This window comes from Streptomyces sp. NPDC056144 (assembly GCF_042264145.1).
GTDB lineage: Bacteria > Actinomycetota > Actinomycetes > Streptomycetales > Streptomycetaceae > Streptomyces.
This window is the reverse complement of the sequence record NZ_JBHJVF010000004.1, coordinates 262,483-287,346: the sequence shown is the minus strand read 5'-3', so window position 1 is coordinate 287,346 and position 24,864 is coordinate 262,483. Positions and strand designations below refer to the sequence as shown.

19 protein-coding genes are annotated in these 24,864 nt (G+C 72.4%); 10 read left to right on the top strand and 9 right to left on the bottom strand.

Features of this window, described 5'->3' with window-relative positions; translation table 11 throughout:
• From ACFC0Z_RS15305 to ACFC0Z_RS15295, 3 genes are read left to right on the top strand one after another with little or no spacing between them, the layout of a single operon-like run.
• Window positions 1–1,065: a TIGR04222 domain-containing membrane protein gene (locus tag ACFC0Z_RS15305; protein WP_376437267.1), complete on the top strand. Its 1,065-nt coding sequence runs from the start codon at window positions 1–3 to the stop codon at window positions 1,063–1,065.
• A 49-nt stretch (window positions 1,066–1,114) separates the two neighbouring features.
• On the top strand, window positions 1,115–1,891 hold the full coding sequence (locus ACFC0Z_RS15300; protein ID WP_376437264.1) for a TIGR04222 domain-containing membrane protein: 777 nt from the start codon (window positions 1,115–1,117) through the stop codon (window positions 1,889–1,891).
• A 40-nt stretch (window positions 1,892–1,931) separates the two neighbouring features.
• A complete protein-coding gene (locus ACFC0Z_RS15295; RefSeq protein ID WP_376437261.1) occupies window positions 1,932–3,554 on the top strand; it encodes an alpha/beta hydrolase in 1,623 nt (540 codons plus the stop codon).
• Between the two features lie 101 nt (window positions 3,555–3,655).
• Here the strand turns inward: ACFC0Z_RS15295 and hemQ are convergent, their stop codons facing one another.
• Window positions 3,656–4,369 (bottom strand): hydrogen peroxide-dependent heme synthase, encoded by a 714-nt coding sequence (gene hemQ / locus ACFC0Z_RS15290; protein ID WP_376437259.1) that lies wholly within the window; start codon window positions 4,367–4,369, stop codon window positions 3,656–3,658.
• 17 nt (window positions 4,370–4,386) lie between these two features.
• A complete protein-coding gene (gene hemG, locus ACFC0Z_RS15285) occupies window positions 4,387–5,898 on the bottom strand; it encodes a protoporphyrinogen oxidase (protein ID WP_376437257.1) in 1,512 nt (503 codons plus the stop codon).
• A 136-nt stretch (window positions 5,899–6,034) separates the two neighbouring features.
• Between hemG and ACFC0Z_RS15280 the strand changes: the two genes are divergently transcribed.
• Complete coding sequence (locus tag ACFC0Z_RS15280) at window positions 6,035–7,060, top strand: DUF4349 domain-containing protein (RefSeq protein WP_376437255.1); 1,026 nt, start codon at window positions 6,035–6,037, stop codon at window positions 7,058–7,060.
• Window positions 7,061–7,091: 31 nt separating this feature from the next.
• Window positions 7,092–8,465, top strand: coding sequence for an FAD-dependent oxidoreductase (locus ACFC0Z_RS15275; protein ID WP_376437253.1), 1,374 nt, complete (start codon window positions 7,092–7,094; stop codon window positions 8,463–8,465).
• 37 nt (window positions 8,466–8,502) lie between these two features.
• Here ACFC0Z_RS15275 and hemE read toward each other — a convergent pair whose 3' ends face one another.
• Entirely contained in the window at window positions 8,503–9,579 is a 1,077-nt protein-coding gene (gene hemE, locus ACFC0Z_RS15270; RefSeq protein ID WP_376437251.1) for a uroporphyrinogen decarboxylase, read from the bottom strand.
• A gap of 90 nt (window positions 9,580–9,669) precedes the next feature.
• On the opposite strand from hemE, the gene ACFC0Z_RS15265 reads away from it, so the two are divergent.
• From ACFC0Z_RS15265 to ACFC0Z_RS15255, 3 genes are all read left to right on the top strand, one after another.
• On the top strand, window positions 9,670–10,380 hold the full coding sequence (locus ACFC0Z_RS15265; protein WP_376437249.1) for a DUF3000 domain-containing protein: 711 nt from the start codon (window positions 9,670–9,672) through the stop codon (window positions 10,378–10,380).
• Window positions 10,381–10,656: 276 nt separating this feature from the next.
• Window positions 10,657–11,322 (top strand): response regulator transcription factor, encoded by a 666-nt coding sequence (locus ACFC0Z_RS15260; protein WP_360810938.1) that lies wholly within the window; start codon window positions 10,657–10,659, stop codon window positions 11,320–11,322.
• Window positions 11,323–11,452: 130 nt separating this feature from the next.
• Window positions 11,453–12,736 carry a ribonuclease D gene (locus ACFC0Z_RS15255; protein WP_376437247.1) on the top strand — a complete coding sequence of 428 codons (1,284 nt, stop codon included), beginning with the start codon at window positions 11,453–11,455 and terminating at the stop codon, window positions 12,734–12,736.
• A 47-nt stretch (window positions 12,737–12,783) separates the two neighbouring features.
• Here ACFC0Z_RS15255 and ACFC0Z_RS15250 read toward each other — a convergent pair whose 3' ends face one another.
• Window positions 12,784–13,914, bottom strand: a complete 1,131-nt coding sequence (locus tag ACFC0Z_RS15250) for an alpha/beta hydrolase (RefSeq protein ID WP_376437244.1) — start codon at window positions 13,912–13,914, stop codon at window positions 12,784–12,786.
• A 289-nt stretch (window positions 13,915–14,203) separates the two neighbouring features.
• Between ACFC0Z_RS15250 and ACFC0Z_RS15245 the strand changes: the two genes are divergently transcribed.
• Both ACFC0Z_RS15245 and ACFC0Z_RS15240 read left to right on the top strand, forming a co-directional pair.
• Complete coding sequence (locus tag ACFC0Z_RS15245) at window positions 14,204–15,418, top strand: thiolase family protein (protein ID WP_376437241.1); 1,215 nt, start codon at window positions 14,204–14,206, stop codon at window positions 15,416–15,418.
• The gene (locus ACFC0Z_RS15240) at window positions 15,415–17,553 is read left to right on the top strand and encodes a 3-hydroxyacyl-CoA dehydrogenase NAD-binding domain-containing protein (RefSeq protein WP_376437238.1); all 2,139 of its coding nucleotides are present in this window, start codon (window positions 15,415–15,417) and stop codon (window positions 17,551–17,553) included. The genes ACFC0Z_RS15245 and ACFC0Z_RS15240 overlap by 4 nt, the downstream gene beginning before the upstream one ends.
• A 94-nt stretch (window positions 17,554–17,647) precedes the next feature.
• Here ACFC0Z_RS15240 and ACFC0Z_RS15235 read toward each other — a convergent pair whose 3' ends face one another.
• From ACFC0Z_RS15235 to ACFC0Z_RS15215, 5 genes are all read right to left on the bottom strand, one after another.
• On the bottom strand, window positions 17,648–18,724 hold the full coding sequence (locus ACFC0Z_RS15235; protein WP_376437235.1) for a hypothetical protein: 1,077 nt from the start codon (window positions 18,722–18,724) through the stop codon (window positions 17,648–17,650).
• Window positions 18,725–18,818: 94 nt separating this feature from the next.
• Window positions 18,819–20,300, bottom strand: a complete 1,482-nt coding sequence (locus ACFC0Z_RS15230) for an amino acid permease (RefSeq protein WP_376437982.1) — start codon at window positions 20,298–20,300, stop codon at window positions 18,819–18,821.
• 173 nt (window positions 20,301–20,473) lie between these two features.
• On the bottom strand, window positions 20,474–22,393 hold the full coding sequence (gene dxs, locus ACFC0Z_RS15225; RefSeq protein WP_376437232.1) for a 1-deoxy-D-xylulose-5-phosphate synthase: 1,920 nt from the start codon (window positions 22,391–22,393) through the stop codon (window positions 20,474–20,476).
• A gap of 206 nt (window positions 22,394–22,599) precedes the next feature.
• Window positions 22,600–23,892, bottom strand: a complete 1,293-nt coding sequence (locus tag ACFC0Z_RS15220; protein WP_376437229.1) for a sugar ABC transporter permease — start codon at window positions 23,890–23,892, stop codon at window positions 22,600–22,602.
• The gene (locus tag ACFC0Z_RS15215; RefSeq protein WP_360811991.1) at window positions 23,889–24,677 is read right to left on the bottom strand and encodes an ATP-binding cassette domain-containing protein; all 789 of its coding nucleotides are present in this window, start codon (window positions 24,675–24,677) and stop codon (window positions 23,889–23,891) included. The genes ACFC0Z_RS15220 and ACFC0Z_RS15215 overlap by 4 nt, the downstream gene beginning before the upstream one ends.
• Window positions 24,678–24,864 lie beyond the last annotated feature (187 nt).

Below are 24,864 nucleotides of genomic sequence, written 5' to 3'. Positions count from 1 at the left end.
ATGGAGACTCTGCTCGTCCTGTACTACGCGGCCGGCGCCGTCGCCATCGCGTTCCTCATCGCCCGGGTCGTCCTCTCGCGGCGCGGCCGGGGCGGCGGCCAGGCCGCTTCCGTCCACGACACGTACGAGGCGGCGTTCCTGCACGGCGGCCCCGCGCGGGTCGTCGACACCGCTCTCGCCTCGCTCCAGGCCGACGGCCGGATCACGATCGGCGGGCCGGGGATCGTCGCCGTCTCGCGGTCCGACGCCCGCGACCCGGTCGAGCGGGCCGTGCTCCAGGAGCTCGCGGCGGCCCCGCACGGCGCCCTGCACCACCTCCGGCTGGTCGCGATGCGGCACGCGGCGGTGCAGGAGATCGGCGACGGGCTCGCCGAGCGCGGCCTGATCGTCACCCCGGCGGCGCGGCGCACGACGCTCCGCTGGTGCGGCGGGATCGGCCTGTCGGCCTTCCTCCTCTTCCCGGTGGCCATCGCTCTCACGTTCGTCGACTTCACCTCCTCCCCGTTCGAGATGTCGGTGCCGTTCGTCTTCAAGGTGGTGCCGGCCCTGCTCGCCACCGGGGTCACGTCCATGGTGTGCGCGGCGGTCGCCGGGAAGCAGCTCACCGGTGCCGGGCAGCGGGCCGTCCTCGCGTACGTGCGCGCCCACGGGCAGGACGCGGACGCCGGGACCCTCGTGGCCTGCTACGGCCTGCGGGCGCTGCCCGACCCCGTCCTGCGGGAGCAACTCCTCGCGGCGGCCCGGGTGTACGCGCGCCCGGGGAACCGGGGGCGCGGGGGCCGACGGTCCTACGCCCACTCCTCTTCCTCGTCCTCGGCGGCGTACGTGATCGGCGGCGAGGCCGCCTTCTGGTGCGCGGAGAACAGCTCCTGCGGAGGGGGCGGCGGTGGGGGCGGCGGTTCCTGTTCCGGCGGGAGCTCGTGCTCCGGCGGAGGTTCCTGTTCCGGCGGCGGGTCGAGCTGCGGGAGCTCCGGCTCCGGCAGCTCCTGCGGGAGCTCCAGCTCCGGGAGTTCCTGCGGAAGTTCCAGTTCCGGAAGCTCCTGCGGCGGCGGCTCCAGCGGCTGACATGCGTGTTCGAGTGGCGAGGTGCCCGGACCTCCCGTAGAACCAGGACATGGTCTGGGTTCCCCTCTTCCTCGTCGCCTGCGTCGTCGCCGCCGTCGGATGCGCACGGCTGTGCCGGGCCACCCTCGCGGCGGCCCGGCCGCACGATTCCGCTCGCGGGGACGCCCGTCAGGACGGTCCCGAACTCACCGTCCAGGAAGCCGCCTACCTCGCCGGCGGGCCGCTGCGCGTCACCGACCTGACCCTCGTCTCCTTGCACCGGCAGCGGCGGCTGCTGCTCGCCCACACCGGCTGGGCGACCGTCGTCGACGCCCGGGGCGGCGACGGCGTGGAGGAGGCCGTGCTCGGGGCCATCGGCCCCGGCGGCCAGTCCCCGATCCCCGCCGTCCGGCCCGTGGTCGCCGCCGCCGAACCGGTGCGCTCGCTCGCGGAGCGGCTCGTCGACCGGGGGCTCGCCGTCTCCGAGACGGGCCGCCGGGAGATCGCGGCGGGGCTGCGCGCGGTGCGGTTCGCGTTCCTGCTCTCGCTCGGGCTCGGGGCGGCGGCGGCGCTGCTCGTGCCCGGGACCGAACGGACCCTGGTGATCGCCGCGTTCACGCTGCCGCTCCTCGCGTCCGGGCTCTGCCTGGCCATCGGCGGGATCGAGATCTACCCGTACACGAGCTGGGCGTCCCCCGCCGGGCAGCGGCTGCTCTCCGGGCTCGGCGGCCGCCGTGACGAGCCCGCCGACCCGCTGACCGCGCTCGCGACGCGCGGCCCCGCCGTCCTGGAGCCCGAACTCCGCGCGGCGCTCCGGGACCAACACGCTCCCGTGCGCCTCCCCTAGGTTCCTTTACTTCGCCTCCGTACCGCGCCGACGATCTCCCATGCCCTCCCCCGCGCTGTACGGAGCCCTCACCGCCCTCCTCCTCGCCTCCTCGCCGCCCCTGACCTCCCCGGCGCGCGACGCCCCGCCGTCCGAGGCGCGCGGGACCGGGCGCGCCGCCCGTGAGGCCGCCGCCGAGGGGATCGCCTGGGCCGCCTGCCCGGCCGCCGAACAGCTGCCGCCGTCCGTCCTCTGCGGCACGGTCCGCGTGCCGCTCGACTACGCCGATCCCGAGGGGCGGCGGATCCCGCTGACCGTCAGCCGCGTCCCCGCCTCGGGCCCCGCCGCCGGCCGGCAGGGCGCGCTGCTCTTCAACCCCGGCGGGCCCGGCGCCTCCTCGACGTACTTCCCGCTCGCCGCCGGGCTCCCTGAGTGGAAGCGGATCTCCGCCGCGTACGACCTCGTGGGCTACGCCCCGCGCGGGGTCGGCCGGTCGGCTCCCGTCTCCTGCGAGGACCCGGCGGGCCGCGCGACGGGCCCGACGCCCGCGCCGACGCTGCCCTCGGAGACGTACAAGAAGGAGCGGATCGCGCGGGCGCGGACGTACGCGGAGGGGTGCGCGCGCCGGACGGGCGCGGACCTGCGCCACTACCACTCGCTCAACAACGCCCGGGACCTGGAGGTCCTGCGGGCCGCGCTCGGCGAGCCGCGCCTCACCTATCTCGGGGCCTCGTACGGCACGTACATCGGCGGCCTGTACGCGACCCTCTTCCCGCACCGGGTGCGGCGGATGGTCCTCGACGCGCCGGTCGACCCGACGCCGGCGAAGGTCTGGTACGGCAACAACCTCGCCCAGTCCGAGGCGTTCGAGGGCCGGTGGCTCGACTTCCGCACGTGGGTGGCGAAGCACGACGCGGTGTACGGGCTCGGGGACACCGCCCGTGAGGTGGCCACGAGCTACGACCGGGCGCGGGCCGCGCTCGCCGCGCGTCCGGCGGGCGGACGGGTCGGACCCGGGCAGCTGCACGGGGCGATGCTGGCGGCGGGGTACGACGACCGGTTCTGGCCGCTGCGGGCGGCGGCGCTCTCCGCGTACCTGAAGGGCGATCCCGAGCCGCTGATCGCGCAGGCCGCGCCGTCGAAAACCCCGGCGCCGGACGCGGGCAACGGGCGCGCGGTCTACACGGCGGTGGAGTGCAACGACGCCCCCTGGCCGGAGGAGTTCGCCGTCTGGGACCGGGACAACACGGCCCTCGCCCGGCGCGCGCCCTTCGAGACCTGGGACAACGCGTGGATGAACCTGCCCTGCGCGTACTGGAAGGCGCCCCGGCAGCGGCCGCTGGACGTGCGGACGGGCCCGGGGGTGCTCCCGCCGGTGCTGATCCTGGCGGCGGAGCGGGACGCGGCGACGCCGTACGCGGGGGCGCTCGCCCTGCACCGGCGGCTCGCGGGCTCGGCGCTCGTGACGGAGCGGGGCGCGGGCACGCACGGGATCGCGGGCGGGCCGAACGCCTGCGTGAACGGCTATCTGGAGGGCTACCTGCTCAGGGGCGCGCTGCCGAGGCCCTCGCTCGACGACAGCACCCCGGAAATGACGCCGGTGCGGCGCGCTTCATGCGCGCCGCACCCGGAGCCGGACCCGGTGTCGCTGGAACGGGGGGCAACGAAGACGCCCGCCGTCTGATCTTCCGGATCAAGGGGTGACGTGTCCGGCCGGAAGCCGGACCGCCACCTGGTTCGTACGGCCTTGTCAGGCCAGGGCCCTGGTCAGGCCCGGTGGCCGTGTCAGGCCAGGCCCGCCACCAGCTCGGCGACGCTCTTGCGACGGCCGGTGTAGAACGGGACCTCCTCGCGGACGTGCATCCGCGCCTCGGAGGCGCGCAGGTGACGCATGAGGTCGACGATGCGGTACAGCTCGTCGGCCTCGAAGGCCAGGAGCCACTCGTAGTCGCCGAGCGAGAAGGAGGCGACCGTGTTGGCACGGACGTCGGGGAAGCCGCGGGCCATCTTGCCGTGGTCGGCGAGCATGCGGCGACGGTCCTCGTCCGGCAGCAGGTACCAGTCGTAAGAGCGCACGAAGGGGTAGACCGAGACGTAGTCGCGCGGGGTCTCGTCGGCCAGGAAGGCCGGGATGTGCGACTTGTTGAACTCGGCGGGGCGGTGCAGCGCCATGTTCGACCAGACCGGCACGAGGGCGCGGCCGAGCTTGGTGCGGCGGAAGAGGTTGTACGCCTCCTGGAGCTCGTCGCTCGTCTCGGCGTGCCACCAGATCATCACGTCGGCGTCGGCGCGCAGACCGGAGAGGTCGTACGTGCCGCGGACGGTGATGTCCTTGGCGGCGAGCTGGTCGAACAGCTCCTGGACCTCGTCGGCGTAACCGGCGCGGTCCTCGGGAAGGTTGTCGCGCAGCTTGAACACAGACCACAGGGTGTAGCGGATGACCTCGTTGAGGTCCTTCGCCTTCTTACCGGCGTTCGGGATCTTTTCGGGCGCACTCATACGCCTATTCTCGCCCGTCACGAGGAGTGCCCCGCACCGGGGTCGGTCCTTTTCGACGTGGCGATGATCTCGTCCGTGATCTCCCGCGCCAGATCGGCGGTGATCTCGTCGGCCGCGCGGTGCGCCGAGGCGATCGTGGCGGGGATGCCGACGCCGTCGTACGCGGCTCCGGCGACCCGCAGTCCGGGCAGTGCGGCGACGGCCTCGCGGACGCGGGCGACCCGGGAGAGATGGCCGACGGGGTACTGGGGAAGGCCGCCGATCCAGCGGGTGACGGTGGTGGCGACGGGGCGCGCGGCGAGGCCGGTGGCGGCGCCGAGGTCCTTGAGCGAGGCGGCCACGAGATCGCTGTCCTCGCGGTGGACCTGCTCCTCCTCGCCGTGGCGCCCGACGGAGGTGCGGAGCACGAACAGGTCGGGGGCGCCGTCGGCGATCCAGCCCCACTTCTGGCTGGCGAAGGTGGAGGCCTTGATGGTGTGGCCGTCGACGGGCGGCACGAGGAAGCCGGAGCCGGGCAGGGCGGGCAGGTCCGCGCGGCGGAAGGCGAGCGTGACGAGGGCCATGGAGGCGTACTCGACGGCGGCGAGCTCGGCGGACGCGGCGGGCGCGTGGTCGGCGAGGAGGGCGGCGGCGGGGCCGGCGGGGGTGGCGAGGACGACGGCGTCGGCGGCGAGGGCCCGGTCGCCCGTGCGGATCTCCCAGCGGTTCCGGTCGGTCCGGCGCAGGGCGGTGACGGGGGCGCCGGTGACGATCTCGCCCCCGGCCGCGCGGACGGCGTCGGCGACGGCGCCGGGCAGGGTGCCGACACCGCCCTCGACGCCGAGAAAGACCGGGGCGGCGGGGCCGGTGGCGGCGAGGCCCGTCCCGCCGCCGGCCGCGTCGACGGGGGCGGCGGCCGCCCCGGCCCGCTGGACGGCCTGGACGGCGGCGGAGAGCGTGGGGTGGCGGCGGGCGGCCTCGAAGAGGGCGGGGACGGCGGCCTTCATGGAGATGCGGTAGGCGTCACCGGCGTAGACACCGCCGAGGAGGGGCTCGACGAGCCGGTCCACGACCTCGTGGCCCATGCGCTCGGAGACGTACGCGCCGATGGCGATGTCCTCGCCGATCTCGGTCGGCGGGAGGTCGGCGTCGCGGCCGATCCGGCGGATGCCCTCCTCGGAGAGGAGGCCCTCGACGGCGGCGGCGTCGCCGGGGACGCCCATCACGTGCCCCTTGGGCATGGGGACGAGCTCGCCCCGGGACCAGACGGACGCGGTCGTCGTGGCCGGGGCCTGGAGCCGGTCGCCGAGGCCGACGGCCCTGGCGAGCGCGACCGCCTCGGGGCGGCGGGCGAGCAGCGACTCGGCGCCGAGGTCGCAGGCGGCGCCGCCGACCTCCCCGGCGCGGAGCTTGCCGCCGAGCCGGTCGCCCGCCTCCAGGAGGGTGACCCGGTGGCCCGCCCCGGTGAGCCGGTGGGCGGCGGCGAGTCCGGCGATGCCGCCTCCGACGACGACGACGTGAGCAGAGGGGCCCGAAGTGTCCGCGTTCATGGGACCACTCTCTCAAATCGCCCCCGCGCTCCCGTTCCGAGGCCGGACCGTGACCGCATCGCTACCCGGGAGCGCAACCCCGCCGCCAGGCTCGTACGTCCAAGGGGCACGTTCACCGACTCCCTGGGGGGATCACATGCGCGGTATCCGCACCACGACCAGATCGGCCGCCGCGGCGGCCCTGCTCACGGCCTCGCTCGTGCTGACGGGCTGCGGCGGGGCCGATTCGAGCCTCGACAGCGGGAAGGGCGGAGGGGTCGGCGCGCAGGCCGACGCCAAGGGCGTCACGGACGATTCCGCGGCCTCGAAGCCGGCCGAGGAGGCGGAAGGAGCCGAGGGGGCCGCGGGGAAGCCGTCGGACGCCAAGCCGGTCAGGCAGCAGCACGTCATCCGTACCGCCTCGCTCACGGTCGAGGTCGAGGACGCGACGAAGGCCCTGGTCACCGCCCGCCGGGTGGCGGCGGGCGCCGGCGGGCGGGTCGAGAGCGAGTCGACGGAGCGGCTCGACGACGCGTACGTCATGTCGCACGTCGTCCTGCGGGTGCCGCAGGAGCAGTACGACGCGGTCCTCGTCGAACTGGCGGGCACGGGCAGGCTCCTCAACCGGAAGGCCGACGCGAAGGACGTCACCGAGCAGGTGGTGGACGTCGAGAGCCGGATCGCGACCCAGCGGGCGAGCGTGGCGCGGGTGCGGGCGCTGATGGACAAGGCGGAGAAGCTGGCGGACGTGGTGACCCTGGAGGGCGAGCTGAGCCGCCGCCAGGCGGACCTGGAGTCGCTGCTCGCCCAGCAGGCCTCGCTGAAGGACAGGACCTCGCTGGCGACGATCACCCTGGAGCTGACGGAGAAGGAGAAGCCGGGGGCCTCCCAGGACCCGGAGGACGAGCGTCCGGGCGTCGGGGACGCGCTGAGCGGCGGGTGGAACGCGCTGGTGGGCGCGGTCGCGTGGGTCGTGGTCGTGCTGGCCGCGCTCGCCCCGTGGCTGGCGGTGGCCCTGGCCGCGTACCTCGTCTGGCGGCGCTTCGTCCGCCCGCGCCGCGCGGCGAAGGCGGCGGCGGAGGCCCCCGCCGTGGCGCCCGGCACCCCGCGCAACGCGGCGGGGGCCCCGATCGCCCCGGCGCCGAGCGGTACCGAGGCCCCGGAGGACCCCGCCGAGAAGTAGGCCCGCCGTCCGATCGTCGTATGTTCGTCGTATGACGGAGCGACTGGTGGTCATCGGTGGCGACGCGGCGGGCATGTCCGCCGCGTCCCAGGCACGCAGACTCAGGACGGCCGGGGAGCTGGAGATCGTCGCCTTCGAGCGCGGTCACTTCTCCTCGTACTCGGCCTGCGGGATCCCGTACTGGGTCGGCGGCAACGTGGGGACGCGCGACGAGCTGATCGCCCGCTCCCCCGAGGAGCACCGGGCCCGGGACATCGACCTGCGGATGCGGACCGAGGTGACCGCGATCGACGTGGCGGGCCGCCGGGTCCGCTCCCGTGACCTCGACGCCGGTACGGAGGTGTGGACGGGGTACGACAAGCTGGTGATCGCGACGGGGGCGCGGCCGCTGCGGCCGCCGCTGCCGGGAATCGACGCCCCCGGCGTCCACGGGGTGCAGACCCTGGACGACGGGCAGGCGCTCCTCGACTCCCTGGAGCTGACCGGCGGGCGGCGGGCCGTGGTGCTCGGCGCCGGGTACATCGGCGTGGAGATGGCCGAGGCGCTGCTCGCCCGGGGCTACGAGGTGACGGTCCTGACCCGGGGCGAGCAGCCGATGACGACGCTCGACCCGGACATGGGCCGCCTGGTGCACCGGGCGATGGACGGCCTGGGGATCACCACGGTCGTGTCGGCGACGGTCACGAAGATCCTGACGGGTGCGGACGGCCGGGTGCGGGCGGTGGCGACGACCGACGCCGAGTACCCGGCGGACGTGGTGGTCCTGGGCACGGGCGTCGTGCCGGAGACCTCGCTCGCCCGGGCGGCGGGGCTGCCGCTCGGCGAGTCCGGCGGGCTCCTGACGGACCTGGCGATGCGGGTACGGGGCCACGAGGACATCTGGGCGGGCGGCGACTGCGTGGAGGTCCTCGACCTGGTCTCGGGCCGGGAGCGGCACATTCCGCTGGGCACGCACGCGAACAAGCACGGCCAGGTCATCGGGGCGAACGTCGGCGGCGACTACGCCGTCTTCCCGGGTGTCGTGGGCACGGCGGTCTCGAAGGTCTGCGATCTGGAGATCGCACGGACCGGCCTGCGGGCGAAGGACGCCCGCGCGGTGGGGCTGCGGTTCGTGACGGTGACGGTGGAGTCGACGAGCCGGGCGGGGTACTACCCGGGGGCCGCGCCGATGACCGTGAAGATGCTGGCGGAGCGGCGTACGGGACGGCTGCTCGGCGTGCAGATCGTGGGCCGGGAGGGCGCGGCGAAGCGGGTCGACATCGCGGCCGTGGCGCTGACGGCGGGGATGACGGTGGAGGCGATGACGGCGCTCGACCTGGGGTACGCGCCGCCGTTCTCGCCGGTGTGGGACCCGGTGCTCATCGCGGCGCGCAAGGCGACGGCGGCGGTCAGGGCCGCGGGCTGAGGCCCACGGCCCTGACCGGGCGACGCCGGGGGCGTGGTCAGACGGCCGTCCGCGTGTGCACGTACTCGACGAGACGGCTCAGGGCGTCGGGGTCCATCGACGGCATGACGCCGTGACCCAGGTTGAAGACGTGCCCCTCCAGGTCCTTCGCGGCGGCCAGGACCTCGTCCGTCTTGGCCTCCACCGCCTGCTGCGAGGCGAAGAGGACGGCCGGGTCCAGGTTGCCCTGGAGCGCCTTGCCCGGGCCGACGCGGCGGGCGGCCTCGTCGAGCGGGACGCGCCAGTCGACGCCGACGACGTCCGCGCCCGCCTCGCCCATGAGGCCGAGGAGTTCGCCCGTACCCACACCGAAGTGGATGCGCGGGACGCCGTATCCGGCGACCGCGTCGAAGACCTTCGCCGAGGCCGGCATCACCGAACGGCGGTAGTCGGCCGGGGAGAGCGCGCCCACCCAGGAGTCGAAGAGCTGCACGGCGGAGGCGCCGGCCTCGATCTGCACCTTGAGGAAGGCGGAGGTGATCTCGGCGAGGCGGTCGAGCAGGTCCGCCCAGAGCTGCGGGTCGCTGTACATCAACGCCTTGGTGTGCTCGTGGTTCCGGGACGGGCCGCCCTCGACGAGGTAGCTCGCGAGGGTGAAGGGCGCGCCCGCGAAGCCGATGAGCGGGGTCTCGCCGAGCTCCTCGGTGAGCATCCCGATGGCCTCGGTGACGTAGTGGACGTCCTCGGGGGTGAGGTCGCGCAGCTGCGCCAGGTCGGCGCGGGTGCGGATCGGGTCGGCGACGACCGGGCCGACGCCGGGCTTGATGTCGAGGTCGATGCCGATGGCCTTGAGCGGGACGACGATGTCGCTGAAGTAGATCGCCGCGTCGACCTGGTGGCGGCGGACCGGCTGCATCGTGATCTCGGTGACGAGCTCGGGCCGCATGCACGACTCGAGCATCGGGATGCCCTCGCGGACCTTCAGGTACTCGGGGAGGGAGCGCCCGGCCTGCCGCATGAACCAGACAGGGGTGTGCGGCACGGGCTCACGCCGGCATGCCTTGAGGAACGCGGAGTCGTGCGTCCGCGACTGCTGCTTCGTCTGCTGGCCCTGCGGGCTGTCGTTGGCACTCACGCCCCGAATCTTCGCATGTGGCGGAAGCCGCTCGACCGGGCCGGGTGTCCCTCCCCGCACAGAGCCCCCGTTCCGCCTACTCTTCCCCGCATGGCTGCGGCTCAGGGACATTTTTCCGATCATTCCGACGGCAAGAGAGGGACAGGCGAAACGGGGGACAGCGGGAGCAGTACGGAGACGAACCCGGCGCCGCCCGCCTTCCGGCGCGCGGTGGAGGCGCTGCGGACGGCGCGGCCGAGAACCGAGATCGAGATCGAGCCGACCAGGCCCCCGCAGCGCCTGGCCCCGTACGCGTACGCGGTGGAGGCGGCCGTCGTCGACGGCGAGGAGGATCTCGCGGACGGACGGCTCGTGCTGCTGCACGACCCGGACGGCCACGAGGCCTGGAAGGGGAACTTCCGGCTGGTGACGCTGATCAGGGCGGAGCTGGAGCCGGAGATGGCGGCGGACCCGCTGCTGCCCGAGGTGTGCTGGTCCTGGCTGACCGGGGCGATGGAGGCACGCGGGCTCTCGTACGGGGAGGCCGGCGGGACCGTCACGATGGCGAGCTCCCACTACTTCGGCGGCCTCGCGGACCGCAGGCCGGCGACGCAGATCGAGATCAGGGCCTCGTGGACGCCGCGCGAGGGCCTCGGGGGCGTACCGGACACGGCGGCGCACCTGGCGGCCTGGGGCGATCTGCTGTGCCAGATCGCGGGGCTGCCGCCCGCGACGGTGGAGCCTCCGGCGGGGCAGGCGGGGACGGTGACGGGCGCGGGGGTCGTCTCGCTGCCTCAGCGACGGGGCCCGCAGCAGGTGTAGGAACCGCCCGCCACCTGACGGACTCGGGGCCCTTCCGGGTGGGAAATCCGGGAGGGCCGACGGGGTGTCGTGGCGGGGCCGACCGGGGGTCCGCTCGTAGGATGATCGATCACGCGTCCGAATTGCCCTAATTGTTACTCACCAAATCGTGATCTTTCCCTAAAGGCGGACGCCCCAGCTGCCGAAGGAGTCAGTGACCCCTTCACAGCACGGGTTCGCCCCCCGGCTTCATCCCCGAGCCGGATCCGTCCCGCATCCTTCCCCCCAGGAGGCCTGGTGTCCGTTCTCCTCGAGCAGCCCGCAAGCCTGGTCGCCTACCGCCCGAACAAGCCGACGGCCATGGTCGTCGTGGCCGACCCGCGCGTCCGTTCCACCGTGACCCGCCACCTGTGGGCCCTCGGAGTACGTGACGTGATCGAGGCTTCGTCCATCGCGGAGGCCCGTCCCCGCGTCGGCAACCCGCGCGACATCTGCGTGGCCGACGTCCACCTGCCCGACGGCAGCGGCCTGACCCTGCTGTCCGAGACCCGCGCCGCGGGCTGGCCCAACGGCCTCGCCCTCTCGGCCGCCGACGACATCGGCGCCGTACGCAACGCCCTGGCGGGCGGCGTGAAGGGCTACGTCGTCACCGGCACCCGGACCAACATCGGCCACCCCGGCCGGCCCGGAGCCGCACCCATCGGCTCCGCCGCCGCGCGGCTCGGCCACCGCCGCCCCCCGGGTGCCCCGAGCCACCCGGGCGGCTACCGCGAGCTCTCCGGCCGTGAGGTCGAGGTGCTCCGGCTCGTCGCCGAAGGCCAGTCGAACAAGGCCATCGGCGTCTCCATGGGCCTCTCCGCCCTCACGGTGAAGAGCCACCTCGCCCGCATCGCGCGCAAGCTCGGCACGGGCGACCGCGCCGGCATGGTCGCCGTCGCGCTGCGGACCGGAATCATCCACTGACGGCGAGCCGCCGGAAAGCCCACGGGTAAAGCCCACCGACCAGCCCACCAGTAAGCCCACCAGTAAGCCCGCGCCTGTCGACGGAACGTTCCGTCGACAGGCGCTTGCCGTTCACCGATACCCTTGACAGGTGACCGACGCCCAAGAGACCGCAGCAGACACAGCACTGCGCACCACCGGGGGCGGCCCCCCGGACGACGACGTCCCTGCGAACGGGCTTCCGATCCCTTTGCTGGCGCCCCGCGAGGGGGTTCCGCCCGTCGTCGAGACCGAGGACGCCCTCGCCGAGGTGATCGCCGCGTTCGCCGCCGGAACCGGCCCCGTGGCCGTGGACGCCGAGCGTGCCTCCGGCTACCGCTACGGACAGCGCGCCTACCTCGTCCAGCTCCGCCGCGAGGGCGCGGGCACCGCGCTCATCGACCCGGTCGGCTGCCCCGACCTCTCGGGTCTCGGCGAGGCCCTGACCGGCACGGAGTGGATCCTGCACGCCGCCACCCAGGACCTCCCCTGCCTGCGCGACATAGGCATGCTCCCCACCTCGCTCTTCGACACCGAGCTCGCCGGGCGCCTCGCGGGCTTCCCGCGGGTCGGCCTCGGCGCGATGGTCGAGTCCGTCCTCGGGTACGCCCTGGAGAAGGGCCACTCCGCCGTGGACTGGTCCACCCGCCCGCTCCCCGAGCCCTGGCTGCGGTACGCGGCCCTCGACGTCGAACTCCTCGTCGACCTGCGCGACGCGCTGGAGAAGGAGCTCGACCGGCAGGGGAAGCTGGAGTGGGCGCGCCAGGAGTTCGACGCCATCGCCTCGGCCCCGCCGGCCCCGCCGCGCAAGGACCCGTGGCGGCGGACCTCCGGCATGCACAAGGTCCGGCGGCGCCGCCAGATGGCGGTCGTACGGGAGCTGTGGACGGCCCGTGACAAGGTCGCCCAGCGGCGGGACGTCTCGCCCGGCAAGGTGCTGAGCGACGCGGCGATCGTGGAAGCGGCACTGGCCGTGCCCGTGAACGCGGCGGCCCTCATGGCACTGCCCGGCTTCGGGCACCGCATGAACCGCCGCCAGCTGGAGCAGTGGCAGGCGGCGATCGACCGGGCCCGCGCGCTCCCCGAGAACGAGCTCCCCCAGCCCGGCCAGCAGATCGCGGGCCCCCCGCCGCCGCGGGCCTGGGCGGACAAGGACCCGGCCGCCGCGGCGCGCCTGGCGGCGGCCCGCACGGCCGTCTCCGCCCTGGCGGAGGAGCTGAACCTCCCCCAGGAGAACCTGATCACCCCGGACACGGTCCGCCGCGTCTGCTGGGAACCGCCGTCCCCCGCGACCCCGGAGGCCATCGCCGCCGCCCTGACCGGCCACGGCGCCCGCCCCTGGCAGGTCGAACTGGTGACCCCGCTGCTCGTGAAGGCCCTGGCGGCGAGCGCGTAGCCGGTCAGGAAGAGCCCCCTGCCCCTCGGGGCGCAGGGGGCTCTTCGCTAGGGCGCCGCGCTGAGGTTGCCGGCGGTGTCCATGTCGAAGATCCCGTTGGTCTTGCCGCCGACCTTGAGGTGCTTCAGCCAGTGCTTCGAGAGCGCGTGCACGTTCCCGTGCTGCATCTCCCACGGCACGGAATGACCCGCGCAGGCCAGCTTGACCATCAGCTTGTGGGAGCCCGTGACGGCGTTGTAGAGCGCCGGGACGGAGAAGTTGAGTTCGGGATTGGGGTTGGCCGGTACCGTGTTCGCCTGCTTGTCGTACTCCCCGTACACGAGCAGCACGGGCACGCTTCCGCCGAGCACCCCGTCTTGCTTCGCCGTGGTCTCGTTCCACCCCCACCGGGTGAAGCTCCTGAACCGGCTGAGCCCGTCGATGCCTCCCCAGACGCTGCCGACCGGGTCGCTCTTCAGCAGCGCGTCCCAGACCACGTCGACGATGCCGTCCTCACGCTGACCCTCGCAGTGCAGCTCGCCGCCCCAGCCGGCCGGGGAGGACAGTCCGGCCTTCGTGCTCAGGTTGGTCGGGAATCCCGACACCGGCAGCGTGGCCGGCGGAGTCGAGCTGCCCTTGGCGGGGAAGATCGGCGCCAGCAGGAACAGGCTCTCGACCTTGCCGGGGTTCTTGACCGCGTACGGCCCCATCCAGAACGCGGCGGCGGACCAGCCGACGAAGGCGACCTTGTCCGCCTCGCACAGCTCGCGGACGAACTCCACGACGGTGTGCAGCTCGTCCCAGTCGCTGTACGAGGTGTTCAGCTGGTACGGGTAGTTCGGCTGGCCCGAGGTGAATCCCGGCGGCCTCGGCGTCAGCAGAGGCTGCTGGGCGGGGTTGACGTTGCGCGGGTCGTTCATCATGGGCCGGGCCGAGAGGCCGGAGCCCTGGAGGTCCATCATGAAGACGTCGTAGCCGGCCTGCGCCAGCGCCCCGGACCAGCTGTAGTCCTTGTACCGGAGGTCGAAGCCGGGGAGCGTCGGGACGCTCCGGCCGTGGAGCATGAGGACCGGCTTGCGCTTCTGCCCGGGGGGCGTGCCGTTCCTCTCCCGTACGAAGAGCTCGACCTCTTCGTCCTCGTTCGCGGGGACGGTGGACCTGTGCCAGACCCAGTGGTCGGTGGTGATGATCTTCGCCATGGGGAATCCGTTCTGTGCGTGTGGGGGGCCGGAGCCCTGCGCCCCGGCCCGGCCAGACTCCGTCCGCCCACGAACGGGCGCCACGGGACGGCCGCCGGTCCGGGTCCATCGGGGTTGCGGGACCCTCCGATCGGAGGGGCGCACCGGGGGCGCGCGGATGTGACCTTCGCCGCTTGGCCCTCAGGGACTGGGCAGCCCGGTTACCCGCAAGTAGCATGGAGGAAGCAAGCGCACGCTTAGGCGTGGGCCGACGCAGCAGTGCCATCCCGCACCCTGGAGGAGAGCCATCGTGCCTCGTACCGTCAGGGACGTCGTCTTCGTCGACGGCGTCCGCACCCCGTTCGGCAAGGCGGGCCCGAAGGGCATCTACCACGAGACCCGCGCCGACGACCTCGTCGTCAAGGCCATCCGGGAGCTGCTGCGCCGCAACCCCGGCCTCGACCCCGCCCAGATCGACGAGGTCGCCATCGCCGCGACCACCCAGATCGGCGACCAGGGCCTGACCCTCGGCCGCACCGCCGGCATCCTCGCGGGCCTGCCGCAGTCCGTGCCGGGCTACTCCATCGACCGCATGTGCGCCGGTGCCCTCACCGCCGTCACGTCCGTCGCCGGTTCCATCGCCTTCGGCGCGTACGACGCCGTCATCGCCGGTGGTGTCGAGCACATGGGCCGTCACCCCATGGGCGAGGGCGTCGACCCGAACCCGCGCTTCGTCAGCGAGAAGCTGGTCGACGAGTCCGCCCTCTTCATGGGCATGACCGCCGAGAACCTGCACGACCGCTACCCGAGCATCACCAAGCAGCGCGCCGACGAGTACGCCGTGCGCTCGCAGGAGAAGGCCGCCAAGGCCTACGCGGACAACAAGATCCAGCCCGACCTGGTGCCGATCTCCGTCCGCCGTACCGACGCCTCCACCGGTGAGACCGGCTGGGGCCTGGTCACCGCCGACGAGCCGATGCGCCCGGGCACGACCCTGGAGTCGCTGACCGGCCTGAAGACGCCGTTCCGCGTCCACGGCAACGTCACCGCGGGCAACGCGGCCGGTCTCAACGACGGCGCCACCGCCTCGATCATCGCCTCCGAGGACTTCGCGCGGGAGCACGACCTCCCCGTCAAGATGCGTCTCGTCTCGTACGCCTTCGCCGGCGTCGAGCCCGAGGTCATGGGCTACGGCCCGATCCCGGCGACGGAGAAGGCCCTCGCCAAGGCGGGCCTGTCCATCGAGGACATCGGTCTCTTCGAGATCAACGAGGCCTTCGCCGTCCAGGTCCTCGCGTTCCTGGAGCACTACGGCATCGCCGACGACGACGCCCGCGTCAACCAGTACGGCGGCGCCATCGCGTACGGCCACCCGCTGGCCTCCTCCGGCGTCCGTCTCATGACGCAGCTGGCCCGCCAGTTCGAGGAGAACCCGCAGGTCCGCTACGGCCTCAACACCATGTGCGTCGGCTTCGGCATGGGCGCGACGGTCATCTGGGAGAACCCCCACTGGGAGGGCAAGTGAGCACCACCGCCGAGCTTCTGAAGGGCGCCGCCGAGCTCTTCCCCGACGAGGTCGTCACCAGCGCCCACGTCCGTCACTTCGAGCTGCCCGCCGGGGTGGGCCGCTTCGCGCTCATCACGCTGGACAACGGCTTCGACCACACCAAGCCGACCACCTTCGGCCCGCAGTCCCTCGCCAACCTGAACGCGGCGATCGACCAGGTCGAGGCGGAGGCCGCCAACGGTGAGATCGTCGGCGTCGGCCTGACCGGCAAGCCGTTCATCTTCGCCGTCGGCGCCGACCTCAAGGGCGTCGAGCTGCTGAAGAAGCACGACGAGGCGCTCGCCATCGGCAAGGGCGGCCACGACGTCTTCAAGCGTCTGTCCGCGCTCGCCGTGCCGACCTTCGCGTACTACAACGGCGCGGCCATGGGCGGCGGCGTCGAGGTCGGTCTGCACTGCACCTACCGCACCGTGTCGAAGGCCCTCCCGGCCTTCTCGCTGCCCGAGGTCTTCCTCGGCCTGGTGCCCGGCTGGGGCGGCTGCGCGATCCTGCCGAACCTGATCGGCGCCGAGAAGGCCGTCTCGGTCATCATCGAGAACAGCCTCAACCAGAACCGCCAGCTCAAGGGCAAGCAGGTCTTCGAGCTCGGCATCGCCGACGCGATCTTCGAGGGCGCGGACTTCCTGGAGCAGTCGCTGCTCTGGACGGCCTCCGTCCTGAACGGCTCCGTCACCGTCGAGCGCCCCGAGATCGACCGCGGCGAGGGCTGGGACCAGGCCGTCGCCAAGGGCCGTCTCATCGCCGACTCCAAGGTGCACGGCGCCGCCCCGGCCGCCTACCGCGCCCTCGACATCATCGAGGCCGCCAAGGACGGGGACCTGCAGAAGGGCTTCGACGCCGAGGACCAGGCCCTCGCGGACCTGATCATGGGCGGCGAGCTCCGCTCCGGCATCTACGCCTTCAACCTGGTGCAGAAGCGCGCCAAGCGCCCCGCCGGTGCCCCGGACAAGTCGCTGGCCCGCCCGGTCACCAAGGTCGGCGTCGTCGGCGCCGGTCTGATGGCCTCCCAGCTGGCCCTGCTCTTCCTGCGCCGCCTGGAGGTGCCGGTCGTCCTGACCGACATCGACCAGGAGCGCGTCGACAAGGGCGTGGGCTACGTCCACGCCGAGATCGAGAAGCTGCTCGGCAAGGGCCGGATCAACCAGGACAAGGCCAACCGCCTCAAGGGCCTGGTCTCCGGTGTCCTGGACAAGGCGGCGGGCTTCGCGGACGCGGACTTCATCATCGAGGCCGTGTTCGAGGAGATGTCCGTCAAGCAGAAGGTGTTCGCGGAGGTCGAGGCGGTCGCCCCGGCGCACGCGATCCTCGCCACCAACACCTCCTCGCTGTCGGTCTCCGAGATGGCCTCGAAGCTCCAGCACCCGGAGCGCGTGGTCGGCTTCCACTTCTTCAACCCGGTCGCGATCCTCCCGCTCCTGGAGATCGTCCGCGGCGAGAAGACGGACGACGCCTCGCTCGCCACCGCCTTCGGCGTGGCGAAGAAGCTGAAGAAGACCGCGGTCCTCACCAAGGACGCCCCGGCGTTCGTCGTGAACCGCATCCTGACCCGCTTCATGGGCGAGATCCAGAACGTCATCGACGAGGGCACCTCGGTCGAGACGGCCGAGAAGGCCATCGAGCCGCTCGGTCTGCCGATGTCCCCGCTGGTCCTCCTGGAGCTCGTCGGCCCGGCCATCGGTCTGCACGTCTCCGAGACCCTGAACCGCGCCTTCCCGGACCGCTTCACGGTCTCCCCCAACCTGAAGGCGGTCGTCGAGGCTGGCAAGCGCGGCTTCTACGTCTACAAGCCGGAGAACGGCTTCAAGCCGGAGCTCGACCCCGAGGTCGCCGCGCTGCTCGTCCAGGGCGACTCCGTCCTGACCGAGGAGCAGGTCCGCGACCGCGTCCTCGACGCGGTGGCGCAGGAGATCGGCCTGATGCTGGAGGAGGGTGTCGTCGCCGAGGCGCAGGACATCGACCTCTGCCTGATCACGGGCGCGGGCTGGCCCTTCCACCTGGGCGGCATCACGCCGTACCTGGACCGCGAGGGCGTCTCCGAGCGCGTCAACGGCAAGCGTTTCCTGGCCCAGGGCCTGGCGAGCGTCCCGGCGTAACCACCCCTCAGGGCGTACGTGTACGGCCCCGGCACCTCTTCAGGTGCCGGGGCCGTTCGCGTACGGGCGGGGGGCGGGGCGGGCGGGGCGGGCGTCACCCTATGGAGCGCCAGCTTTCGAGGAGGAGGCCCTCGGCGCCGGTCTTCTGACGGGTGACGAGGACCCGGGAGCCGTCGACGAGGGAGGCGGCGACGAGCTTGCCGTCGAGGTCGCGGGTGAGGACGGTGTCCATCTCCTCGTGCGGGACGCCGGTCTCCGACCACTCGACCCCTGCGTCCTCCTGCTCGCTCGGGTAGGCGGCGATCGCGAGGCGGCCGCTCTCGGCGCGCTGGGTGAGGACCGTGCAGTCGTAGCCGTCGATCAGGCAGCGGGTCGCCGCGATGGGGCCGGTGCCGGCCGCGTCGGCGAGGGCGGTGGGCTCCAGGTCCCGGCCCGGGGACCAGGCGACGAGCTTGCCGTCCTTGTCGCGGTAGAAGAGCGTCACGTGCCCGGAGGGGCCGGTGACGGTCGCGAGGGTGTCGAAGGTGACCTCGGCGGGCAGCACGTCCTGACGGACGGGGCGGCCGCCGGGCTCCTCCTGGACGTACCGCAGGAGGCCCTTGTCGGTGGCGGTGTAGAGCTCGACGAGGCCCTTGCCGTTGGTCGCGGCGGCCGGGGACGGGTCGCTGCCCCAGCCGTGCAGGTCCCACCAGGGGTGCCAGCCGCCCGCGTCCTTCTGGGCGCGGCAGCTGACGCCGCCGCCGCCGTTGCGCACGAAGACGTGGGCGCGGCCCTGGGCGTCCACGGCGACGGCGGGGTTGCCCGTCCAGGCGGCCTTGCCGTTGGAGTGCCCGATGGAGCGCCAGGCGGCGGCCGGGCGGCCGGTCTGGAACTGGATGGTGTGCACCAGTTCGACGTGGCCCTCGCCGGTGTTGGTGGGGCGCAGGCCGACGAGGTGGACGTACCGGTCGGCTCCCTGCCCCACGGCGAGGAACGGTGCGAGGCCGCCGCCGTCGAAGGAGACGGGCCCGGTCCAGTCGCCGCCGGTCGACTCGGTCCAGCGCACCACCTGACCGTCCCGGGGGAGGTAGACGCTGAAGCGTCCCTCCTCCCCGCGGGTGATCCAGCCGCCCAGGAGGGTCGGCGAGGAACCGTGGGTACGGGTCGTGGGGGCCTGGGATCGATTCGCCATGAGGGATCCAGCACTCCGGTCGTCAGGAGCAAGTTCGGGTACGCCCTGACTGTAGTCGCCCGTCCCGTTCCTCCGGACAGGGGTCAGGCGTCCCCTAGGGAGCGTCCCGGCCCTGCTGGCGGAGCCCGAGTCTGCTGTGGCTCCGGCCGTAGAGGAAGTAGACGACGATGCCGATGACCATCCACACGGCGAAGCGGAACCAGGTCTCGCCGGGGAGGTTGAGCATGAGCCAGAACGAGGCGGCGATGGAGATGATCGGGAGGACGGGCACCCAGGGGGTGCGGAAGGCGCGGGGGAGGTCGGGGCGGGTGCGGCGGAGGACCATGACGCCGACGGCGACGATGACGAAGGCGAAGAGCGTGCCGATGTTCACCAGGGTCGCCAGCTCGTTGATGCTGGTGAAGCCGGCGACGACGGCGATGATCACGCCCAGGAGGATCGTCGGGCGGTAGGGCGTCTTGTACTTCGGGTGCGTGACGGAGAAGAAGCGGGGCAGCAGGCCGTCGCGGCTCATCGCGAAGAAGACGCGGGTCTGGCCGAGGAGCAGGATCAGACAGACGGTGGTGAGACCGACGGCGGCACCGAAGCTGATCACGCCCGCGTAGAACGGATGGCCCGCGGCCTTGAAGGCGTCGGCGAGGGGGGCGCTCACCGACAGCTCCGTGTAGTGCTGCATGCCCGTGACGACCAGGGCCACCGCCACGTACAGCACGGTGCAGATGAGGAGCGAGCCGAGGATGCCCCGGGGCATGTCCCGCTGCGGCAGCTTGGTCTCCTCGGCGGCGGTGGCGACCACGTCGAAGCCGATGAAGGCGAAGAAGACGATGGAGGCGGCGGTGAAGATGCCCATGACGCCGAAGTTGGTGGGCTCGTAGCCGAAGAGGAGCTGGACGAGCGGGGAGTCCCAGTTGGAGCCGCCGCCCTCGGGGGTGACGGCCGGCGGGATGAACGGCTTGTAGTTGTCGCCGACGATGAAGAAGAGACCGGCGACGATCACGATCATCACGACGGTGACCTTGATCGCGACGACGACGGCGGTGATCCGGGCGGAGAGCTTCATGCCGAGGACGAGGACCACGGTCAGCACGAGGACCAGCAGGAACGCCAGGATGTCGAAGGTGCCGCCCGGAATGTCGGGACCTTCGAGCGAGGCCGGCAGATGCCAGCCGATGTTGTCCATCAGCGAGCGGACGTACCCCGACCAGCCGACGGCGACCACCGCCGTGCCGAGCGCGAACTCCAGGACGAGGTCCCAGCCGATGATCCAGGCCGGCAGCTCGCCGATCGATGCGTACGCGAAGGTGTACGCCGATCCCGCCACCGGGACGGTCGAGGCGAACTCGGCGTAGCAGAGGGCGGCGAGGGCGCAGACGATGCCGGCGGCGACGAAGGCGAGGGCCGTGGCCGGTCCCGCGTTCTCCTTCGCGACCTTGCCCGTCAGGACGAAGATGCCGGTGCCGATGATCACGCCGACGCCGAAGACGGTCAGATCCCAGGCCGACAGGGATTTCCGGAGCGCGTGCTCGGGTTCCTCGGTGTCGCGGATCGACTGCTCGACCGACTTGGTCCGGAACATGCCGGAGTTGGCTCGCGGCCCCCGGTCGCGTGACTGCTGGTCCGTACTCACGGTCGTACCTCCTTGGACAAGGAGCTGCCCGCTCTACAGCCAGAATGCACGCGAAAGGGCCGGTCGACACTCCGAAGAGTGAGCCGACCGGCCCCAAGGTGACGCAGGGTGACGGTGTTCCGTCAGTCGCGGGCCGGTTCCACGGCCTGCGGGGTGCTCTCGAAACGGCCGTCGAGACGCGAGACCAGGCCGGTGACCTGGCGCGCGATGTCCGGCGCGGTCAGCCCGATCTCGGCCATGACCTCGGCGCGCGAGGCGTGGTCGAGGAAGCGCGGCGGGATGCCGAAGTCACGCAGCGGTACGTCGACACCGGCGTCGCGCAGGGCCTGCGAGACGGCCGAGCCGACACCGCCGACGCGGCTGTTGTCCTCGACGGTGACGACGACCCGGTGCAGCTCGGCGAGCGGGGCGAGGGCCTCGTCCACCGGCTTGACCCAGCGGGGGTCGACGACGGTGGTGGAGATGCCCTGCTTGTCGAGGAGGTCGGCGATCTCCAGGCACATGGGCGCGAGCGCGCCCACGGAGACCAGGAGGACGTCCGGCCGGTCGGTGCCGGGCTCGCGGAGCACGTCCATGCCGCCGACGCGGCGCAGGGCCGGTACGGCGGGGCCGACGGCGCCCTTGGAGAAGCGGACGACGGTCGGGGCGTCGGTGACCTCGACGGCCTCGCGCAGCTGGGCGCGGACCTGGTCGGCATCGCGCGGGGCGGCGAGCCGCAGGCCGGGGACGACCTGGAGGATCGACATGTCCCACATGCCGTTGTGGGAGGCGCCGTCGGTGCCGGTGACGCCGGCCCGGTCCAGGACGAAGGTGACACCGCACTTGTGCAGGGCCACGTCCATCAGGACCTGGTCGAAGGCGCGGTTGAGGAAGGTCGCGTAGACCGCGAAGACCGGGTGGAGGCCGCCGGTGGCGAGGCCGGCCGCGGAGACCGCGGCGTGCTGCTCGGCGATGCCGACGTCGTAGACCCGCTCGGGGTAGGCCTTGGCGAACTTGTCGAGGCCGACGGGCTGGAGCATGGCCGCCGTGATGGCGACGATGTCCTCGCGCTCCTTGCCGAGCGCGACCATCTCGTCGGCGAAGACGCCGGTCCAGTCGGCTCCGGAGGAGGAGATGGGCAGGCCGGTGTCCGGGTGGATCTTGCCGACGGCGTGGAAGCGGTCGGCCTCGTCCTGGAGCGCGGGCTGGTAGCCGCGGCCCTTCTCGGTGAGGCAGTGCACGATGACCGGGCCGCCGAAGCGCTTGGCGCGGGTCAGCGCGGACTCCAGGGCCTCGATGTCGTGGCCGTCGATGGGGCCGACGTACTTGAGGCCGAGGTCCTCGAACATGCCCTGGGGGGCGATGAAGTCCTTGAGGCCCTTCTTGGCGCCGTGCAGGGTCTCGTACAGCGGCTTCCCGACGACGGGGGTGCGCTCCAGGATGTCCTTGCCGCGGGCGAGGAAGCGCTCGTAGCCGTCGGTGGTGCGCAGGGTGGCCAGGTGGTTGGCGAGGCCGCCGATGGTGGGCGCGTAGGAGCGCTCGTTGTCGTTGACGACGATGACGAGCGGGCGGTCCTTCGCGGCGGCGATGTTGTTCAGCGCCTCCCAGGCCATGCCGCCCGTGAGGGCCCCGTCGCCGATGACGGCGACGACGTGGTCGTCCTTCTTCAGGACCTCGTTGGCCTTGGCGAGGCCGTCGGCCCAGCCGAGGACCGTGGAGGCGTGCGAGTTCTCGATGACGTCGTGCTCGGACTCGGCCTGCGAGGGGTAGCCGGAGAGGCCGCCCTTCATCTTGAGCTTCGAGAAGTCCTGGCGGCCGGTGAGGAGCTTGTGGACGTAGCTCTGGTGGCCGGTGTCCCAGAGGACCTTGTCCTTCGGGGAGTCGAACACGCGGTGCAGGGCGATGGTCAGCTCGACCACGCCGAGGTTGGGGCCGAGGTGTCCGCCGGTCTTCGAGACGGCGTCCACGAGGAACGTCCTGATCTCGTCGGCCAGCTGGTCCAGCTGCTCCGGGGAGAGCCGGTCCAGATCTCGCGGTCCCCTGATACGGGTCAGCAGAGCCACCCGTTCCTCCTTGCGTTTGAGCTGGTCGAGCTTGCCGGTTTGTCGAGTCTAATGTTCCGTCTTGGATCGCGGGCATCCGGTCAGGGGGTGAGGCATCACCCGTACGGCGGACACCACGCTGATCTGTACGGTCCTTCTGTCTCTTGACGCACGGGAGCCCGGCCCGGGTTTCCCCGGGCCGGGCGGTGTGACGGTTCTTACGCGCGCTAGGCGCGTCCCGCCGACTTCTGCGTGCGGCGCGAGACCGAGTCGATGATCACGGCGATGAGCAGGACCGCTCCGGTGATCATGTACTGGATCGCGTTCGAGGACAGGTTCATCTGGTTGAGGCCCTGGACGATCGACTGGATCACCAGGATGCCGAGGAGCGCCGACCATACCTTGCCGCGTCCGCCGAACAGGGACGTACCGCCGATGACCGCGGCCGCGATGCACATCATCAGCTGGTTGCCGCCGCCGAGGGAGCGGTCGGCGCCGCCGGTCGCGGAGGCGAGGAAGAGGCCGCCGATCGCGCCCATGGTGCCGGAGATCATGAAGACCGAGATCCGGATCCAGGAGACGTTGATGCCGGCGCGCCGGGCGGCCTCGATGCCGCCGCCGACCGCGAAGACCTGGCGGCCGTACGTGGTGCGGCGCAGGACGAAGTCGGTGACGAGCAGGATGCCCAGGAAGATGACGAGCGAGAGCGGGAGGCCCTGCTCCTGGTTGAAGCCGTAGGCGGCGACGAGGACCAGGACGGCGAGGACGCCGGTGCGCAGCAGGATCTCGCTCTGCGGGCGGTGCGGGAGCTCGGCGGCCTTGCGGCGGCGGGAGTCGCGCAGCTGGGCCAGGTAGAACGCGGCGATGACGGCGATCGCGAGGCCGTAGGCGGCGGCGACGTCGGAGAAGTAGTACTTCGTGAGGTCGCCGACGAAGCTGCCGATCGGGGTGGGGATGGTGGACCGCTCCCCCATCACCCAGGTCTGCAGACCGGCCCAGCCGAGGAAGCCGGCGAGGGTGACGACGAAGGCGGGGACGCCGATCTTGGCGAAGACCAGGCCGTGGAAGGCGCCGATCAGGGTGCCGGAGAGGATGCCGAGGAGGATCGCGAGGCCGTCCGGCATGTCCGTGCCGAGAACACCCCAGACCGCGCCCGCGAGGCCGGCGACGGAGCCGACCGCGAGGTCGATCTCGCCGAGCAGCAGGACGAAGACGATGCCGACGGCCATGATGCCGGGGCCGACCGCGTACAGCGTGATCTGGTCGAGGTTGTACGAGGTGATGAAGTTGCCGGTCAGCGCCTGGAAGACGATCCCGATGACGAGCAGGCCGACGACGACGGGCAGCGAGCCGATGTCGCCCGAGCGGATCTTGCGCGCGAACTCGTCCACGTACCCCTTGACGCCCTGCTGGCGGACGAGGAGACGGGGGTCGACGGCGGGGATCGCGGCGGCGCCGGTCTCCACGCTCGTACGGGGCTCGGGCACGGTGTCCTCGGAGGTACGGGGCGTGGTGCTCACTGGGCTGCCTCCGCGTTGCGGGCCTGGCGGCGGGTCACCGCGTTGTCCGTGGCGCCGGTGATCGCGGCGATGATCTCTTCGTGGGTGGTGGTGGCCACCGGGAAGGTGCCGTTGTTCCGGCCGAGGCGCAGCACGGCGACGGTGTCGGCGACGGCCTTCACGTCGGCCATGTTGTGGCTGATGAGGATCACGCCGAGGCCCTGCTCGCGGAGGCGCTCGACGAGGTCGAGGACCTGCGCGGTCTGCTCCACGCCGAGGGCGGCGGTCGGCTCGTCCAGGATCACGATCTTGGGGTTGCCGACGAGGGCGCGCGCGATGGCGACGACCTGCCGCTGGCCGCCGGAGAGGGCGGCGACGGGGATGCGGACGCTGGGGATGCGGATGGAGAGGGTGGAGAGGAGGTCCTTGGCCCGCTTCTCCATGGCGACCTCGTCGAGGACGCCGCCCTTCTTGATCTCGCGGCCGAGGAACAGGTTGGCGACGACGTCGAGGTTGTCGCAGAGCGCGAGGTCCTGGTAGACGGTCGCGACGCCCAGGTTCTGGGAGTCGTGCGGGCGGTTGATCTCGACCCGCTCGCCCTCCCACTCGATGGCGCCCTCGTCGATGGGGTGCACGCCGGCGATCGTCTTGACGAGCGTCGACTTGCCCGCTCCGTTGTCGCCGACGAGCGCGACGACCTCTCCTGCGTGGACTTCGAGATCGACCCCGGAGAGGACCTGAACCGCTCCGAACCGCTTGAAGATCCCGCGCAACGCCAGCACGGGCGTCTGGGACACGTGAACCAACTCCTTCGCCACCGGTACGGCGGCGGGCTCGGCGCCGCCGCGCGGGGCGGAGCCGGAAATCTCTGGGGGGGCTTGCACGTCCGGCTCCCGGCCCGACAGCGGGGTTGGGTCGGCCGGGAGCCGGACGGCGCGGGTGGGGACGGTCAGCCTCGCCCTTTCGGGCCTTCACCTCTTGTACGAGGGGCGG